The organism is Streptomyces sp. NPDC050560 (genome assembly GCF_044457285.1).
GTDB lineage: Bacteria > Actinomycetota > Actinomycetes > Streptomycetales > Streptomycetaceae > Streptomyces.
Genome location: NZ_JBITGT010000009.1, coordinates 146,923 through 161,448, shown reverse-complemented (window position 1 = coordinate 161,448; position 14,526 = coordinate 146,923). Strand labels below are relative to the sequence as shown.

Here is a 14,526-nt window from a genome sequence, read left to right as displayed (position 1 = left end):
GGTGGTGACGGTCACGCGGCCTTGTCCGCGGCCTTGGCGAGCGCCGCCACGTAGTCGTCCAGGACGTACGGGATGGACAGCGGGGTCGGGTTGGCCGCGGTGGCCAGCGGGGCGCTGCCGGGCAGCAGGTAGATGGAGCCCCGCTTGACGGCGGCCAGCTTGGAGGTGAGGGGGTCGCTCCTGAGCGCCTTGAGCAGTTCGCCCTTGTCGTCCCCGTAGCCGGTGATGATGTCGACGTCGTTGAAGTCGTCGATGCGTTCCGCGCTCTTGGTGAGGACGAACTTCTCGGTCGACGCGGACGGTTGGGAGATGCTGTCGGGGATCTTCAGGCCGAGGTCGGTGAAGAACTGCGTACGGGTGTCATGGGTGGTGTAGAAGCCGACCTGGCTGACGTCCTTGGACGACACGTGTGTCAGGAACATCGCCGACTTTCCCTTCAACTGGGGATACTTGGCGACGGTCTTGGCGATTCGGGTCTCCAGGTCGCCGATGAGCCGGTCGCCCTTGTCGGCGAGCCCGATGGCCTTGCTGTTGACGCGGATGATGTCGCGCCAGGGGGTCGCCCAGGCGGCCTCCGGGTAGGCGACCACGGGGGCGATCTCGCTCAGGGTCTCGTAGTCCTGCTTGGTCAGGCCCGAGTACGCGGCGAGGATGACGTCGGGCCTGGTGTCGGCGACGGCCTCGAAGTCGATGCCGTCGGTCTCGTCGAAGAGGACGGGCGTCTTGGCGTGCAGTTCCTTCAGGCGTTTCTCGGTCCAGGGCAGTACGCCGTCCCCGTCGTCGTCGCCGAAGTTGGCCTTGGCCATGCCGACGGGGACGACGCCCAGGGCGAGCGGCACCTCCTCGTTGGCCCAGTTCACGGTGGCGACGCGCCGGGGTTTGGAGGGGATGGTGGTGGTACCGAGCGCGTGCTTGACCGTGACGGGGAACTGCTCGGACCCGCCGGCGCCGGCGGTACCGCTGTCGTCCTTGTCGCCGGACTGGCCGCCGCAGGCGGCGAGCCCGAACAGGAGGGCCGCCACGAGGGCGAGCACACGAAGACGTGGGGTTCTCATCGACCCGTGTTTCACTTTCGGTTCGGGGCGCCGGTGACTCACACGCCGGGACCGCGGGCCGGGGGCCGTGGGGTACGAAGCGTGGAGCGGGCACCACACTTGCGTTGGCAAGTTAGGTAAGGCTTACCTTCGCAGCTTATGCAGAGAGTGCCCGCGTATCAATCGAGCCTTTTTGACAGCGGGTGTAGCGATCGGGACACCCGGCCCTGCGGCACGGGGGTGCGGGGCCGGACCCTCAGTGGGTCCGGAAGGTGCCAGGGGTCAGCCCCGTCGTGCGCCGGAAGGCCGCCCCGAAGGCGCTCGCCGAGCGGTAGCCGACCGCGGGGGCCACCACGTCGACCTCCAGGCCGCGGGAGAGCAGCCGCACGGCGTGCTGGGCGCGGACCGAGGCGACCCAGCGGGCGAAACTGGTGCCGGTCTCGGCCCGGAACGCCCTGGTGAGGGTGCGCGCGCTGCATCCGAGCAGGGCGGCCCAGCCGGTCAGGGTGCGCTGGTCGGCGGGGTCGGCGCGCACCGCTTCCACGATCGGCCGCAACAGGCTTGAGGTGGGGAGCTGTACAAGCAGCGCCCGCGGCGAGGGCCGCAGGACGTCGAGCACCATCGCCTCGGTCACGGCCCGGGAGCCCGGCGGCAGACCGGGCTCCTCCAGGCGGTCGAGGAGCAGCCGCAGCAGCGGGGTGATCTCCACGGCCACCGGCACGTCGGGCAGCGCCGACGTGGTGCCGTGCCGGAAGAAGTGGGCGCGGTAGGTGGTGCCCGCCACCGCGGACGCCGAGTGCAACTGCCCCGCCGGCATCCACAGCCCGAGCGCCGGTGTGATGCACCACGCCCGCGGCCCCACCACCGCCATGGAAGCGCCCTCCTCGTTCCACAGCAGTTCGTGCCACGAGTGGGAGTGCTCGTTCCACACCGTGTCGGTCGCGACGACCTCCCCGTACCCCTTGATCACGAAAGGCACGTCCACCTCGCCCGCGGCGAGGACCGGAAGCTCCCTGGTCACCTGCATGGCCCCAGGCTAAGGGGCGGCCCACGGCAGGGCGCCCGAACGGCTCACCTCCGCATGCCGTGCGCGCGGTGCCTGGACAGACTGGCGGCATGCCTGAGTCACGTTCGGGAAGCTCCAAGGCCGCCACGAAGACCCGTTCCGGCAGGACCGGTTCCAAGAAGGACGGTTCCGGGGCGGCGAAGTCCTCCGCGGTCCGCGGGGACGGCCCGCAGGAGGCGGCACGGCGCGCCTGCCGCGGCCTCGGCGCGCTGATCCGCCATGACACGGAGGGTGTGTCCGCCGTGTGCAGGACCGAGGCGGGCTGGCGCGTCCACGTGGACGTCCTGGAGGTCGCACGCATCCCCGACACCACGAGCCTGCTCGCCACCTACGAGGTGGACCTCGACGACGAGGGCGAGTTGGTGCAGTACCGCAGGGTCAGGCGTTACCGGCGGGGCGCGAGCGATGACTGACCGCGCCCTCCCCTTCCCGGCGCGGCCGCTGCCGCCGCCCGCCAGAGAGAGTCGACCATGACGACCACCACGTACAACGAGGCCGCCGTCTGTGTGCCGCGCGCCGGAACCCTCTACGACGTCCTCGAACTGATCCTCGACCGCGGCATGGTCATCGACGTGTTCGTCCGGGTGTCCCTCGTCGGCATCGAGATCCTGAAGGTGGACGCGCGCATCGTGGTCGCCAGCGTCGACACCTATCTGCGGTTCGCCGAGGTCTGCAACCGGCTCGACCTCAACGAGGACGCGAGCAGCAGGACCGTGCCCGAGCTGTTCTTCGGCGCGTCGAGCGGCGCGGCGGGCAGGCTCGCCGGGCACGGCGCGAAGCGGACGGCGCGCTCGGTGGGTGGCAAGATCAAGGAGGCCGTCGGGATGGACGACGACGCCGCCGACGACGACAGTGCCGCCGACGACGCGGACACCGACGACGAGCGCGGCGAGCGCGAGCCCGCGCCGCGCCGCCGCGCGGCCCCCGCCTCCCGCGCCGCGGGACGGGGTGTCGGGGCACGGTCCCGGCGCACCCGGGAGCGCGACACATGAGCGGCCGGGTCTACGTCTACGGCGTCGTCCACGCGGGCCGCGAACTCCCGCCGCGCACCGGGGGAGTCGGCCGTCCCCCGCTCCCCGTACGGCTGCTGCCCGTCGGCGAACTGGCGGCCGTGGTCAGCGACGTCCCGCGCGATCTGCGCGCCAGGCGCCGCGATCTGACGGCCCATCAGGACCTGCTGCTGGCCCTGGGCTCGCGCGGCCCGGTGCTGCCGATGCGCTTCGGCATGGTCGCCGAGGACGAGGCGGCGGTACGGCACGCGGTCGGCGCCGCGGCGACGGCGCACCGCGCGGCGCTCGACCGCCTCGGGCGCCGGGTGGAGATGAACGTCAAGGCCGCCCCGGTGGAGTCCGGGGTGGCGGCGCTGATGCGTGAGGACGCCGACGTACGGCACCTGTTCGCGGCGGTGCGGCGCCGCCCTTCGTACGACGGCAACATCCGCCTCGGCCGGGCGGTGGCCGAGGGCCTGGACCGCAGGGCGGCCGAGGCGGCGCGGGAGGCGCTGCCCGCGCTCGCCGCCGAGGCGGTGGAGTCCACCCGGGGGCCCGAGGTGCCCGGCTGTGTGCTCAATGTGTCGTTCCTCGTCAGGGAGGGCCGGCTCGAACGCTTCCGCGCCACCGCCGACCGGCTCGCCGCCGCGCACCGGGACCGCGTCGAGCTGCGGCTGACGGGTCCGCTGCCCTGCTACAGCTTCACCGGCGACGCGGCACGGGAGGCGGGCGCCGCCGAGCCGGGCCGCACCGCCGTCGCCTCCGGGACCCCGGGGGCCTGACATGGGGCTCTTCACCGGCCTGTTGCTGCTGCCGCTCGCCCCGGTCCGCGGGGTGGGCTGGATCGGGGAGCGGCTGCTCGACGTGGCGGAACGCGAGACCTGCGACCCCGCGGTGCTGCGGACCAGGCTCGCGGCGCTCAACCACGCCTACGAGCAGGGGGAGATCTCCGAGGAGGACTTCGAACGGGAGGAAGAGCACCTGCTCGACCTGCTGGAGCGCGGAACGCCGACGGCCGCGGCAGCGTACACCGCGTACACCGCGTACACCGCGTCCACCACGGCCGACACGGCGCGCGGCGCCGACGAAGGACACGACGACCAGGAACAGCGAGTCCGAGGGGCAAGTGATGAAGGAAAGCTGTAAGACCGCCGTGCTCGTCGCAGTGGCGGGCGGATATCTGCTGGGCCGGACGAAGAAGGCCAAGCTCGCCCTGGTCCTCGGCTCGCTCCTGGCCGGCCGCAGGATCGGCCTCGACCCCCAGGAACTGCTCCGCAAGGGCGCGCAGAAGGTCGCGGAGACACCGCAGTTCGAGGAGCTGTCGGAACAGATCAGGGACGAACTCGTGACGGCCGCGCGCAGCGCCGTCAGGGCGGTCGCCGACCGCCGTATCGACACGTTCACCGACTCCCTCCGCCAGCGCTCGGCCCGGCTCAATGGCGAGAACGGCCGTAACGGCGAGGGCGGCGAGGACAGCGCGGACGACCAGAACGGTCGGGAGGACGCCGCCGACGAGTACGGCGCCGACGACGGGGGAGACGGGCACGGCGGTGGCGACACCGATGACGGCGACGGCGGCGACGGGGACGAGCCCCGCGACGCACACGCGGCGCGCAGGGAGAAGGGCGCCTCACGGCGGCCCTCGTCCGCGCACCGCGGGAACGGCAGGAAGAAGTCCCCGGGCGGCAAGAGCGGGAAGCCCGCCGAGCGCGCCGGACACAAGGGCGGCCGCCATGCCTGAGCGGAAGAAGGCGGCGGAGGCCGCGTCCCCCCTGGAGGACCTGCGCAGCGAGCTTCTTGAGTACCTGGGTTCGCTCGGCAGGCATGTCGTCGGCAAGGCCACCGACCGGCTCGGCAGCCTCGCCGACCCCGGCAAGCTGCTGCCGGGCGACGGCGGGAGCGGCGGTGGCGTGGGCGAGGCGCTGAAGCGCAGCGCCCAGGGCGAGAACCCGGTCGCGGCCTTCGCCAAGGGCAAGGCGAAGGACGCGCGCGACAAGGCGGTCGGCGCCGTGAAGGGAGCCGTCGGCATGGACAGCGGCGGCAAGGCGGGCGACCTCAAGGCGATCAACATCATCGAGCATGTCGACATCGGCAGGCCGCTGCGGTGGGTCTACGACCACTTCACGGAGTTCGAGGAGTTCGGCAGCTTCATGAACGGCGTCAGCAGCGTCAGCCGCGACGACGAGGACGAGACCAAGTCCACCTGGAAGGTCCGGGTCTGGCCCTCCACACGCAGCTACGACGCCACCGTTTACGAGCAGCTTCCCGACGAGCGGATCGCCTGGACCTCCGAGGGCTCCAAGGGCACCACGAACGGCGTCGTCAGCTTCCACTACCTCGACGAGTGCCTGACGCGCGTGACGGTGGTGGTCGAGTACTACCCGTCCGGCTTCGTCGAGAAGACCGGCAACATCTGGCGCGCCCAGGGACGGCGCCTGCGCCTGGACCTGAAGCACTTCCAGCGCTACGTCACCCTCCAGGAGGACGAGGTGGACGGCTGGCGCGGCGAGATCCGCGACGGCGAGGTGGTACGCGGCCACGACGAGGCGGTCGAGGAGGAGCGGGCGCGCGAGGAGGAACGCGAGGACGGGGAGGGCGGGTACGAGGACGAGCGCGGCGACGACCCGGACGGCGAGGACGACCGAGGCGACCGGGACGACGGCGAGGGCGAAGAAGAGGACGGAGAGGACGGAGAGGACGAGGACGCGCAGGACGAGGACGGGGCGGAAGCCGGGGCGGAGCGCTCCGGAGGCGCGGTCCGTGGCCCGAAGAGGGGACGGCGGTGAGCGACCACCTCGCCGAGCGTCCCCTCGGCCACGCCCCCTCCACCCCCTCGGGGCCCGCGAACCTCGCCGACATCCTCGAACGGGTGCTGGACAAGGGCATCGTCATCGCGGGGGACATCAAGATCGACCTGCTGGACATCGAGCTGCTGACCATCAGGCTCCGGCTGTTCGTCTCCTCCGTGGAGACCGCGAAGAGGGCCGGGATCGACTGGTGGGAGACCGACCCCGCGCTGTCCACCCGCGCCCACCGGGAGGCCGTCGACGAGGAGAACCAGCGGCTGCGTCGACGCCTGGCCGAGCTTGAGGCGGCCGGGGACGGCGGCGCGGACGGCGACCGGGGCATGCCGGGGCCCTGGCGCCATGTGAAGGAGGCGCACCCCCGATGACCAGGACCCTGCCGCGGCACACACCGGCGCCCGGCACCGACGCGCCCACCGCCACCTATGTGTTCGCCGTCTGCCGCGGCTGCGACCCCGCCGCCCTCGCCGCCACCGCGGGCCAGCCCGGGGGAGGGCACCTGCGGCTGCTCCCGTTCGGGGGCCTCGCGGCGGTCGTCCAGGACGTTCCCGCGGACGGCTTCGGGGAGCGGGCGCTACCGGAGCGGCTGGCCGACCCCGCCCGACTCGAAGAGTGCGCCCGCGCCCACCACGCCGTCGTCACGGCGGCGGCCGCGGTCGCTCCCACGCTGCCGCTGCCGCTCGCCACGCTCTACCTGGGCGACGCGCGCGCCGCGGCGGCGCTCGGCGGCGAGGAGGACCGCTTCCGCGGCGCGCTTGAGCGCATCGCCGACCGCGTCGAGTGGGGCGTCAAGCTCCACGCCCTCCGCACCCCGGGACCCGTACCCGCGACGGCCCCGGCCGCCGGCCGGGAGGCGCGTCCCGGCCACGCCTACCTGGAGCGGCTGCGCGGGGCGCGCCAGGAGCGCGAGCGGCGGCAGGAGGCCGGGGTGCGCGCCGCCGAGACGGTGGACCGCGCGCTGCGCGCCGTCGCGGTCGCCTGCCGCAGGCTGCGCACCCATGACACGTCGCGGCACCCGGAGCTGGGCGCCCAGTTGCTCAACGCGGCCTATCTGGTGCCGAGGGAGCGCCAGGAGGAACTGGCCGCGCTGGTGGAGCGGCTGCGCGGGAGCGACGCGTGCCGGGGGGTGGAGATGCGGGTCACGGGGCCGTGGGTGCCGTACTCGTTCGTGGAGGAGGAGGCGCCCGATGCCGGTCGGTGAGCACGTCGGCGACACCGTCGCCTGGGAGGGCGGGGAGAGCGGCGCACCGCTCGGGGTGCCGCTCGTCGACCTGCTGGACCGGGTGCTCGCGGCCGGGGTGGTCGTCAGCGGCGACCTGGTCATCGCCGTCGCCGAGGTGCCGCTCGTACGGCTCTCGCTCAACGCCCTGCTGTCCTCCGTCAACGAACGGGTCCCTGCCCCCTGGGCGGACGGCGGCCCGCTGTGAGCGGCGAGCCCGTGCCCCGGCCCGCCCCCGAGGGCAGGCTCGACCTCGACGCCGACCACGTCGGCCGCGACCTGGTCGGCCTGGTGCTGACGGTGGTGGAGCTGCTGCGCCAGCTCATGGAGCGCCAGGCGCTGCGCCGCTGCGAGCAGGACGACCTCGACGACACCCAGGTGGAGCAGATCGGTACGACGCTGATGCGGCTCGACGCGTGCATGGACGAGCTGTGCGAGCGGCACGGCCTCACCCGCGACGACCTCAACCTCGACCTCGGCCCCCTGGGCACCCTCCTCGGCCGCTGAGCCCCGCCCCCCCCGTACTCGCCGGGCGGCGCCGCGGCGGTGGGCTGCGTACCGTGGAGCGCATGGGTGCTGCCACACGCGGGGTCCTTGCGGGCCGGGTCGCCGTCGTCACCGGCGCGGCGCGGGGAATCGGCGCGGCCGTCGCGGCCGAGCTGTCCCGGCGCGGTGCGACCGTGGCGCTGGTCGGGCACGGGCCCGACGCGCTCGCCGCGCGGGCCGCGGCGCTGCCGGGCCCGGCGGCCTGGTGGGAGGCCGACATCACCGACGACGCCGCGATGGCACGCACCGCGGACGCGGTACGCGACCGGCTCGGGCCGGTGGCGGTCGTCGTCGCCAACGCGGGCGTCGCCGAGGGCGGCCCCTTCGAGGAGTCCGCCCCCGCCCTCTGGCGCCGGGTCGTCGAGGTGAATCTCGTGGGCAGCGCGGTCACCGCCCGCGCCTTCCTGCCCGACCTCCTCGCCACGCGCGGCTACTTCCTGCAGATCGCCTCGCTCGCCTCCATCGGCGCGGCGCCGCTGATGAGCGCCTACTGCGCCTCGAAGGCGGGCGTGGAGTCCTTCGCGCACGCGTTGCAGGCGGAAATGGCGCCCCGGGGGACCGCCGTCGGCATCGCGTACCTCAACTGGATCGAGACGGACATGATCCGCGATCTGGACCGGCACGCCGTCCTGCGCGAACTGCGCGGCCACATGCCGCGCCCGGCCCGCGGGGTGTACTCGGCGCCGTGGGTGGCGGCACGCCTGGCCACCGCGGTGGAGCGGCGCTCCCGCGCGATCTATGTGCCCCGCTGGCTGCGCGCCGCCCAGGCCGCCAGGGCCGCCCTGCCCCCGCTGGTCACCCGGCTCTCCGCGCGCGAACTGCCCCGCCTCGCCCGCCGCACCCGCTTCGAGCCGACCGGCCTGCTCGGCACGGGCGGCCACGAGGACACCCATGCGCGACCCGGCTGAACGCCCCTTCGGCCCGCACCGGCCGCCCGGCGGCTAGGCCGTGTCGTTTGGATCTTCGCGGGGGTGCGACGCCAGCTACGGCACTCCCCCAGCCTTCGGCCGGGAGGTACCCCCACGCCGCGTTGTCGGAACGTCCACGTACGCCCAGTACGAGGACGATCCTCCGCCTTGCGATGCTCCCCCACAGCCCGAAGGGCGTGGGAGGTACCCCCAGCATCTGACGCCGCACCCTGACCCACGAAGATCCAAACGACACGACCTAGACGGAACCCGACGCCTCTACGGGGCCCACCGCCTCCGCGAGCGTCGGGTAGTCGGTGTAGCCGGGGGCGCCGCCGGGGTAGTAGGTGGCCGGGTCGAGTGTGTTGAGGGGGGCGCCGGTGGCCAGTCGGTGCGGCAGGTCCGGGTTGGCGAGGAAGTTGCGGCCGAAGGCGACGAGGTCGGCGACGCCCTCGCCGATCACCTCGTCGGCGGCCTCGCGGCCGACCGGCGGGGCCAGCTCCCCGGTACGCGGATGCACGAGCTGGCCGCCGCGCGGGCTGACGACCAGGGGCCCGTGCCACAGCTCGCGCAGCATCCGGGTCAGCGGCCGGCCGCCGTTCTCCATGGTGTGGACGTAGGCCAGGCCCAGGGGGGCCAGGGCGCCGAGCAACTCCCGGTAGAGGGCGGCGGAGTCGCCCTCGGTGATGTCGTTGAAGACGCTGCCGGGGGAGAGGCGCAGCCCGACCCGCCGCGGGCCGATCGCCGCCGCCACCGCCTCGGCGACCTCCACCACCAGCCGGACGCGGCGGGGCACGGTGCCGCCGTACGCGTCCGTGCGCCGGTTGGTGTTCTCGGCCAGGAACTGGTGCAGCAGATAGCCGTTGGCACCGTGGATCTCCACGCCGTCGAAGCCCGCCCGCACGGCGCACCGCGCGGCGGCAGCGAACTCCTCCACCGTGCCGGCGATCTCGCCGGTGGCCAGCGCCCGTGGCGTGGGGAACTCCCTGCGGCCCTCGTAGTCCAGCACCGCCCGCGCCGCCCGTACCGCCGAGGGCGCGACCGGCAGCGCGCCGCCGTGCAGGTCCTGGTGGCTGATGCGGCCGCCGTGCATCAACTGGGCGAAGATCCTTCCGCCCGCCGAGTGCACCCGGTCCGTGACCTCGCGCCAGGCGGTGACCTGGGGCTCGGAGTGCAGCCCCGCCATGAAGCGGTAGCCGCGTCCTGTCGGGCTCGGGCAGGTGCCCTCCGTGACGATCAGCCCCGCCGAGGCCCGCTGGCCGTAGTACGTGGCCACCGCGGGTCCCGGCACACCGTCGTCGTCGGCCCTGCCGCGGATCATCGGCGCCATCACCATGCGGTTGGACAGGCACAGGCCACCCAGTGCCACTTGGTCGAACAAGGTCCTCACGAGGCATCGGCCCTTCGTCTGCCCGGGAGTCGGGGGTCCCCGGCATCCTGCCGACACGGCCTAAAGAGGCGGTTCTACGGCCGGGGCGAGGCCCCGCGACCCGGGCCCGCCCGGCGGCGTCATCCCGCGGCCCTCTCCCGGGCGGCTGGTTCCGGCTCCTGGGCGCTCGCGGGCTCCTCACGGTCCCGCTCCTCCTCCTGCCCCTCCTCCACGGGGCGCCGCGACCAGTAGTTGGCCAGGAGGGAGCCGGTGACGTTCCCCAGCGGGCTGAAGACCGCGGCGGGAACCCCGGCGGTGGCGATCATGCCCATGGAGGCGGCGAGACCGCTGGCCGCGCCGCCGTTCTGCATACCGATCTCGAAGGCGACAGAGCGCGACGAGGCCACGTCGAGACGGGAGGCGCGCGCCCCCCAGTAGCCGAACGTGAAGCCCGTCAGATTGTGGATGAGGCCGATCAGCAGCAGCACCCCGCCCACCGCGAGCACGGTGTCCCGGGCCGCCGCGGTGACCACCGTGTTGTAGTACATGATGCCGAACATGGACACATAGGGCATGGCGCGGCCCACGGCCCCGTACCGCCGCTCCCCTGCGTAGTAGACACGGGCCAGGATGACGGCGCCTGCCACATAGCAGACCTGCTGGAGCGCGCGGGTCCCGTTGGCGGAGATGCCGGAGGTCAGCGGGTCCCAGAGGGCCGCGGCGACCACGAGCCAGGCCGCGGCGGTCAGCGCCGTGCAGTCGACGACCCTGGTGCCGCGCGGGGTGGCGTTGCGCAGGAAGTCGACGAGCAGGGCGGCGCCCACCGGCACCAGGGTGATCTGGATGACGTCGAACATGGTGCTCACGAAGCCGACCTCGACGATGCGCCCCGCGAACAGCTTCATCAGGGCCGGGGTGGCCAGTGGCGCGAGGATGGTCGACATGGCGGTGATGGTGACGGCGAGCCCCAGGTTGGCACGGGCGAGCAGGCTCATCACATTGGACGCGAGCCCGCTGGAGACGCTGCCGTACAGCAGGACGCCCAGCGCCACCCCGGACGGCAGGTCGAAGATGTGGATGAGGACGAACGCCATGGTCGGCATGACCAGGTAGTGGCCGAGCAGGCCCACGAGCACCCCGCGGGGCTGGCGCGCCACCCCCCTGAAGTCGGTGATCCGCATATGGATCGCCATGCCGAACATGACCAGTTGGATGATGGTGTTGATCAGGAGCTTGTCGGTCAGCTCGACACCGCCCCAGCTTGTGAACCCGCGGGGGTAGACCAGCGCGACACAGGCGCAGGCGATGACCCAGCCGGTGTACTGGTAGCCGGCCAGCGCGGGCACGGCGCCGAGTCCGATGGAGATCCCGAAGCCGGTGACCACCAGGGCGGGCTGCCAGACGGACGGTGCCCCCATGGCGAGGCCGACGACCAACACCACGGCCCCGAGCGCCGCGAGACCGAGACAAGCGAGACGTAGCTTCCTCATTGAGGCTCCGTAAGTGTTTCGAATGGCGAAGCTGACTTCACCGTGGAGTTTGTGTCGGCGGAATGGGGTTGGAGGGAGTGGAATGGTGAGGGCCGAAGAATAGGCCCTGCCTTTTCCCGTACGCGTATGGCATTGTGTGACCGGCGCGCCTCTTTGATTTGGCGAGCAGTTCCGTTTCCGTCCGAGGAGTCTCCGTGCTCGACGTGCTCGATCCGCTCACGGCGGTCGCCAATCTCTCGACCCTCTACTCGGCGCTCCCGGTGGGCGATCGGCCGGGTGCCGCGGCCCGTGACGGTTATCGGGCCGTGGAATCCTGGTGGCCTTTCGAGCGGCCGGTGCCGTCCGGGACGGAAATCGACGAATTTGCCGGTTCCATCGAGGCGGCGGGTGTGGAACTGGTCGCCCTGAATTTCTTCCTCGGTGACCCCGCCGCCGGTGAACGGGGAATCCTCTCCCATCCGGAACGTGCCGCAGAGTTCCATGACCACGTCGAGGTTGTACGCCGTCTTGCGCTGCGGCTCGGTGTGCGGTTGTTCTGCGTGCCCTTCGGGGACCGCCGTCCCGGTCTGGCGGAGCGGGACCAGCGCGCCACCGCGGTGGCGAACCTGGCGCACGCGCACCGGCGGCTCCGGCCCCTCGGCGGGGTCCCGATGCTCGAACCCCTCAGCGGGCTGCCGTCCTACCCGCTGGTGACGGCGGCGGACGCGGTCGCCGTGATCGAGGAGGTCGACGGGGTGACCGGGGTCCCCGGCTCCGTCGGCCTGCTGGCCGACCTCTACCACCTGGCGGCGGTCGGCTCCGACATCGACGCGGACATCGACGCCCACGGCGGCCGGATCGTGCACGTCCAGCTCGCCGACCACCCGGGCCGCCATGAGCCGGGGACGGGCCGGATCGACTTCGCCCGGCACCTGTCCCGGCTGCGTGCCCGCGGCTACACGGGCCGTATCGCTCTGGAGTTCTTCCCCGCCCGGTAGGCCTGCCGGTGGCGCCCGGCTGTCCGGTCTGCCGGTCAGTCCATCGGGGTGCTGCGGGTGCCCGTGATGCCCCCGTCGACGGCGATGACCGTCCCGGTGGTGGAGCGGTTGACCGAGTCGGCGAGAAAGAGCACGGTGTGCGCGATCTCGGCCGCCCCGACCATGCGCCCGGTGGGCTGCCGGGCGGCGTAGGTGGCGCGGGCGGCGTCCCGGTCGGGCGCCCTGGCCGCGAGTGAGGCCAGCAGCGCGGTGTCCACCGTACCGGGGCGTACGGCGTTGACCGTGATCCCCTCGACGGCGAAGTCGGCGGCGAGTGCCCTGGTCATGGCCTCGATCGCGCCCTTGGTCGTCGCGTAGGCCACCCGCCGTCCGAAGCCCGCGCCCGCGGTGAACGACGACATGTTGACGACGGCGGGCGCGGGTGACGCCCGCAGATACGGCAGGGCGGCCCTGATCGACCGCACATAGCCGAGCACGTTGACGTCCCAGAGCAGGGCCCACTCGTCGAGCGTCGTCTCCTCGATCCCGCCCGCCCTGACGACCGCGGCGTTGTTCACGAGGACGTCGATCCGGCCGTGCCGGGCGGCGATGTCCGCCATCACCTCGGCGAGCCGTTCCGCGTCGGTGACGTCGGCCCGGTGGTACGGCACCGCGTCCTGCCCCGGGCCGCCCTCGGCCGCGTCGACCACCACGGGGACGCCGCCCGCGGCGGCCACCGCCTCGACGCACGCCCGGCCGATGCCGCCCGCGCCGCCGGTCACCACGACCACCCTGTCCTGCATACCCATCGAAATCCCTCTCCCGGGCCGCCACCGCGGCCGTGAGGTGCGTCAGCCGGCCGCTGCCGCGAGCCGCCGTACGGTGGCCGCGACCTCGTCGCCGAACCGCGAGCAGCTCAGGTCGCCCCCGAGGTCGGCGGTGAGCGCGCCGGACTCCATGGTCCGTACGACGGCGCGCTCGACCAGGTCGGCCGCGGCGTGCAGGCTGTCGTCCCGGTGCCGCCGCGCCAGCCAGTCCAGCATCATCCGGCCGGAGACGATGGTGGCCACCGGGTTGGCCAGGTCGCGCCCCGCGATGTCCGGTGCCGAGCCGTGGGCGGGCTGGAACATCGCGTGGTCGTCGCCGATGTCCCCGGACGGTGCCAGCCCGAGCCCGCCGACGAGCGCGGCGGCCAGGTCGGACAGGATGTCGCCGAACATGTTCTCGGTGACCAGCACGTCATAGCGCTCCGGATGCTGGACGAGCAGCATCGCGAACGAGTCGACCAGGGCGTGGTCGGCGGTGATGTCCGGGTACTCGGCGGCGACCCCGTCGTACACCTCGCGGAAGAACGCCAGCGAGCGGAAGATGTTCGCCTTGTCCACGCAGGTCACCCGGCGCTCGCCGTCCAGCGGCCGCCCCGGGCGGGTGCGCGCGAGGTCGAAGGCGTGGCGGGCGACCCGCTCCGTGCCCTTCCGCGTGACGATCATGGTGTCGGCGTAGACCTCGCCGGGGATCTCGGCGCCGCCGCCGAAGGAGGCGAACAGCCCCTCCGTGCTCTCCCTGACCAGGACGAGGTCCACCTGGGTCTGCTCGGGGTCGACGCCCCTCGCCCCCGGATAGAGCTTGATCGGGCGCACCCCGGCGTAGAGGCCGAGCTTCTTGCGCGCGTTCACGATGAAGTGCCCCTGGGCCTCGGTGCCGTCCGGCATCCGGATGTCGGGGTGCCCCATGGAGCCGAGGAGGATCGCGTGCGCGCTCTCCATGGTCTTCCAGGTGCTCTCCGGGGCGAGTTCACCGTGCTCCGCGTAGTGGTTCGCGCCGCCCGCGAGCTGGTTGAACTCCAGGTCGAGGCCGGGGACGGCGGCGGCCGCCGCCCGAAGCACCTTCACGCCCTCGTCGACGATCTCGGGACCGATTCCGTCGCCGCGCAGCGTGGCGATCTCGTACTTCACCACATCTCCCTCCGCACACATGTGCCGTACTTCCGAGTCCACCGGGCCCCTGGGGGCCGGTGCCGAACCCTGTCCACTCGATCAGCGAAACAGCAGTTCGTATGGCGAGTCAAGCTAAGGCGTGGCGTTGGGGAAGTCAATGCCGGTGAGTGAACCGCTGAGGGTAAATGTATCGTATGGCGAACTTGAG

At 72.8% G+C, this 14,526-nt stretch carries 18 protein-coding genes; 12 read left to right on the top strand and 6 right to left on the bottom strand.

Features of this window, described 5'->3' with window-relative positions; all coding sequences use genetic code 11:
* Positions 1 to 11: 11 nt before the first annotated feature.
* Positions 12 to 1,055 carry an ABC transporter substrate-binding protein gene (locus ACIBIW_RS21990; RefSeq protein WP_399338637.1) on the bottom strand — a complete coding sequence of 348 codons (1,044 nt, stop codon included), beginning with the start codon at positions 1,053 to 1,055 and terminating at the stop codon, positions 12 to 14.
* Positions 1,056 to 1,290: 235 nt separating this feature from the next.
* On the bottom strand, positions 1,291 to 2,061 hold the full coding sequence (locus tag ACIBIW_RS21985) for an AraC family transcriptional regulator (RefSeq protein WP_399338636.1): 771 nt from the start codon (positions 2,059 to 2,061) through the stop codon (positions 1,291 to 1,293).
* 89 nt (positions 2,062 to 2,150) lie between these two features.
* Between ACIBIW_RS21985 and ACIBIW_RS21980 the strand changes: the two genes are divergently transcribed.
* The 11 genes from ACIBIW_RS21980 to ACIBIW_RS21930 all read left to right on the top strand — a co-directional run bounded on the left by ACIBIW_RS21980 (position 2,151) and on the right by ACIBIW_RS21930 (position 8,566).
* Positions 2,151 to 2,513, top strand: coding sequence for a gas vesicle protein (locus ACIBIW_RS21980; RefSeq protein ID WP_399338635.1), 363 nt, complete (start codon positions 2,151 to 2,153; stop codon positions 2,511 to 2,513).
* A gap of 57 nt (positions 2,514 to 2,570) precedes the next feature.
* The gene (gvpJ, locus tag ACIBIW_RS21975) at positions 2,571 to 3,092 is read left to right on the top strand and encodes a gas vesicle protein GvpJ (protein WP_399338634.1); all 522 of its coding nucleotides are present in this window, start codon (positions 2,571 to 2,573) and stop codon (positions 3,090 to 3,092) included.
* Positions 3,089 to 3,871 carry a GvpL/GvpF family gas vesicle protein gene (locus ACIBIW_RS21970; protein ID WP_399338633.1) on the top strand — a complete coding sequence of 261 codons (783 nt, stop codon included), beginning with the start codon at positions 3,089 to 3,091 and terminating at the stop codon, positions 3,869 to 3,871. Before gvpJ ends, ACIBIW_RS21970 begins: the two co-directional genes overlap by 4 nt.
* Before the next feature lies 1 nt (position 3,872).
* A complete protein-coding gene (locus ACIBIW_RS21965) occupies positions 3,873 to 4,235 on the top strand; it encodes a gas vesicle protein GvpG (RefSeq protein WP_399338632.1) in 363 nt (120 codons plus the stop codon).
* The gene (locus ACIBIW_RS21960; protein WP_399338631.1) at positions 4,219 to 4,830 is read left to right on the top strand and encodes a hypothetical protein; all 612 of its coding nucleotides are present in this window, start codon (positions 4,219 to 4,221) and stop codon (positions 4,828 to 4,830) included. The genes ACIBIW_RS21965 and ACIBIW_RS21960 overlap by 17 nt, the downstream gene beginning before the upstream one ends.
* Positions 4,823 to 5,875, top strand: coding sequence for an SRPBCC family protein (locus ACIBIW_RS21955; RefSeq protein ID WP_399338630.1), 1,053 nt, complete (start codon positions 4,823 to 4,825; stop codon positions 5,873 to 5,875). The genes ACIBIW_RS21960 and ACIBIW_RS21955 overlap by 8 nt, the downstream gene beginning before the upstream one ends.
* On the top strand, positions 5,872 to 6,261 hold the full coding sequence (locus tag ACIBIW_RS21950) for a gas vesicle protein (protein ID WP_399338629.1): 390 nt from the start codon (positions 5,872 to 5,874) through the stop codon (positions 6,259 to 6,261). Before ACIBIW_RS21955 ends, ACIBIW_RS21950 begins: the two co-directional genes overlap by 4 nt.
* The gene (locus ACIBIW_RS21945; protein WP_399338628.1) at positions 6,258 to 7,094 is read left to right on the top strand and encodes a GvpL/GvpF family gas vesicle protein; all 837 of its coding nucleotides are present in this window, start codon (positions 6,258 to 6,260) and stop codon (positions 7,092 to 7,094) included. The genes ACIBIW_RS21950 and ACIBIW_RS21945 overlap by 4 nt, the downstream gene beginning before the upstream one ends.
* The gene (locus ACIBIW_RS21940) at positions 7,081 to 7,320 is read left to right on the top strand and encodes a gas vesicle protein (protein WP_399338627.1); all 240 of its coding nucleotides are present in this window, start codon (positions 7,081 to 7,083) and stop codon (positions 7,318 to 7,320) included. Before ACIBIW_RS21945 ends, ACIBIW_RS21940 begins: the two co-directional genes overlap by 14 nt.
* On the top strand, positions 7,317 to 7,619 hold the full coding sequence (locus ACIBIW_RS21935) for a gas vesicle protein K (protein ID WP_399338626.1): 303 nt from the start codon (positions 7,317 to 7,319) through the stop codon (positions 7,617 to 7,619). The genes ACIBIW_RS21940 and ACIBIW_RS21935 overlap by 4 nt, the downstream gene beginning before the upstream one ends.
* Positions 7,620 to 7,681: 62 nt before the next feature.
* Positions 7,682 to 8,566: an SDR family oxidoreductase gene (locus ACIBIW_RS21930; RefSeq protein ID WP_399338625.1), complete on the top strand. Its 885-nt coding sequence runs from the start codon at positions 7,682 to 7,684 to the stop codon at positions 8,564 to 8,566.
* Positions 8,567 to 8,825: 259 nt separating this feature from the next.
* On the opposite strand, the gene ACIBIW_RS21925 is transcribed toward ACIBIW_RS21930, so the two are convergent.
* On the bottom strand, positions 8,826 to 9,956 hold the full coding sequence (locus ACIBIW_RS21925; RefSeq protein ID WP_399338624.1) for an alkene reductase: 1,131 nt from the start codon (positions 9,954 to 9,956) through the stop codon (positions 8,826 to 8,828).
* A gap of 119 nt (positions 9,957 to 10,075) precedes the next feature.
* Positions 10,076 to 11,425: a bile acid:sodium symporter family protein gene (locus tag ACIBIW_RS21920; protein WP_399338623.1), complete on the bottom strand. Its 1,350-nt coding sequence runs from the start codon at positions 11,423 to 11,425 to the stop codon at positions 10,076 to 10,078.
* Between the two features lie 194 nt (positions 11,426 to 11,619).
* On the opposite strand from ACIBIW_RS21920, the gene ACIBIW_RS21915 reads away from it, so the two are divergent.
* Positions 11,620 to 12,402 (top strand): hydroxypyruvate isomerase family protein, encoded by a 783-nt coding sequence (locus tag ACIBIW_RS21915; RefSeq protein ID WP_399338622.1) that lies wholly within the window; start codon positions 11,620 to 11,622, stop codon positions 12,400 to 12,402.
* 35 nt (positions 12,403 to 12,437) lie between these two features.
* Here the strand turns inward: ACIBIW_RS21915 and ACIBIW_RS21910 are convergent, their stop codons facing one another.
* Together ACIBIW_RS21910 and ACIBIW_RS21905 are read right to left on the bottom strand one after the other, a co-directional pair.
* Positions 12,438 to 13,184 carry an SDR family NAD(P)-dependent oxidoreductase gene (locus ACIBIW_RS21910; RefSeq protein WP_399338621.1) on the bottom strand — a complete coding sequence of 249 codons (747 nt, stop codon included), beginning with the start codon at positions 13,182 to 13,184 and terminating at the stop codon, positions 12,438 to 12,440.
* A gap of 48 nt (positions 13,185 to 13,232) precedes the next feature.
* Positions 13,233 to 14,336, bottom strand: coding sequence for an isocitrate/isopropylmalate dehydrogenase family protein (locus ACIBIW_RS21905; protein ID WP_399338620.1), 1,104 nt, complete (start codon positions 14,334 to 14,336; stop codon positions 13,233 to 13,235).
* Positions 14,337 to 14,526 lie beyond the last annotated feature (190 nt).

Excerpts from the sequence above, each read along its gene's own strand:
- ACIBIW_RS21990 (WP_399338637.1), bottom strand. The coding sequence starts at position 1,055 with ATGAGAACCCCACGTCTTCGTGTGCTCGCCCTCGTGGCGGCCCTCCTG.
- ACIBIW_RS21985 (WP_399338636.1), bottom strand. The coding sequence starts at position 2,061 with ATGCAGGTGACCAGGGAGCTTCCGGTCCTCGCCGCGGGCGAGGTGGAC.
- ACIBIW_RS21980 (WP_399338635.1), top strand. The coding sequence starts at position 2,151 with ATGCCTGAGTCACGTTCGGGAAGCTCCAAGGCCGCCACGAAGACCCGT.
- gvpJ (WP_399338634.1), top strand. The coding sequence starts at position 2,571 with ATGACGACCACCACGTACAACGAGGCCGCCGTCTGTGTGCCGCGCGCC.
- ACIBIW_RS21970 (WP_399338633.1), top strand. The coding sequence starts at position 3,089 with ATGAGCGGCCGGGTCTACGTCTACGGCGTCGTCCACGCGGGCCGCGAA.
- ACIBIW_RS21965 (WP_399338632.1), top strand. The coding sequence starts at position 3,873 with ATGGGGCTCTTCACCGGCCTGTTGCTGCTGCCGCTCGCCCCGGTCCGC.
- ACIBIW_RS21960 (WP_399338631.1), top strand. The coding sequence starts at position 4,219 with ATGAAGGAAAGCTGTAAGACCGCCGTGCTCGTCGCAGTGGCGGGCGGA.
- ACIBIW_RS21955 (WP_399338630.1), top strand. The coding sequence starts at position 4,823 with ATGCCTGAGCGGAAGAAGGCGGCGGAGGCCGCGTCCCCCCTGGAGGAC.
- ACIBIW_RS21945 (WP_399338628.1), top strand. The coding sequence starts at position 6,258 with ATGACCAGGACCCTGCCGCGGCACACACCGGCGCCCGGCACCGACGCG.
- ACIBIW_RS21940 (WP_399338627.1), top strand. The coding sequence starts at position 7,081 with ATGCCGGTCGGTGAGCACGTCGGCGACACCGTCGCCTGGGAGGGCGGG.
- ACIBIW_RS21930 (WP_399338625.1), top strand. The coding sequence starts at position 7,682 with ATGGGTGCTGCCACACGCGGGGTCCTTGCGGGCCGGGTCGCCGTCGTC.
- ACIBIW_RS21920 (WP_399338623.1), bottom strand. The coding sequence starts at position 11,425 with ATGAGGAAGCTACGTCTCGCTTGTCTCGGTCTCGCGGCGCTCGGGGCC.
- ACIBIW_RS21910 (WP_399338621.1), bottom strand. The coding sequence starts at position 13,184 with ATGCAGGACAGGGTGGTCGTGGTGACCGGCGGCGCGGGCGGCATCGGC.